The 391-nt window shown below is 32.7% G+C and carries 1 protein-coding gene and 1 pseudogene; both read left to right on the top strand.

What is annotated here, in order from left to right; all coding sequences use genetic code 11:
* Positions 1-146, top strand: a 146-nt coding sequence (locus IC173_RS20475; RefSeq protein ID WP_255613469.1) for a phage holin family protein, incomplete at its 5' end; no start/stop codon positions are given.
* Positions 146-391: pseudogene (locus IC173_RS20480) on the top strand (N-acetylmuramoyl-L-alanine amidase); the annotation flags it as partial. The gene IC173_RS20475 and the pseudogene IC173_RS20480, both read left to right, overlap by 1 nt.

Genomic DNA, 391 nt, shown 5'->3' on the forward strand with positions numbered 1-391 from the left:
CAGTAGTATTACTAGCACTTGGAGTAGGCTTCTCAATATGGATGTTAGGATTAAATGCTGATGCAGTCTTACAAGGTGTAATTTGTTGGGGTATATCAATAGGTATAAATCAAACTTACAAACAGTTAAAGGAGGAAAATAAATAATGAAAATATGTATAACAGTAGGACACAGTATTTTAAAAAGTGGTGCATGTACTTCTGCTGATGGAGTAGTTAACGAGTATCAATATAATAAATCTTTTGCACCAGTATTAGCAGATATATTCAGAAAAGAAGGGCATAAGGTGGATGTAATAATATGCCCCGAAAAGCAGTTTAAAACTAAAACAGAGGAAAAGTCGTATAAAATACCTAGAGTTAATAGTGGAGGATATGACTTACTCATAGAA

The organism is Clostridioides sp. ES-S-0048-02, from assembly GCF_020658495.1.
In the GTDB taxonomy this organism is placed as follows: Bacteria; Bacillota; Clostridia; order Peptostreptococcales; family Peptostreptococcaceae; genus Clostridioides.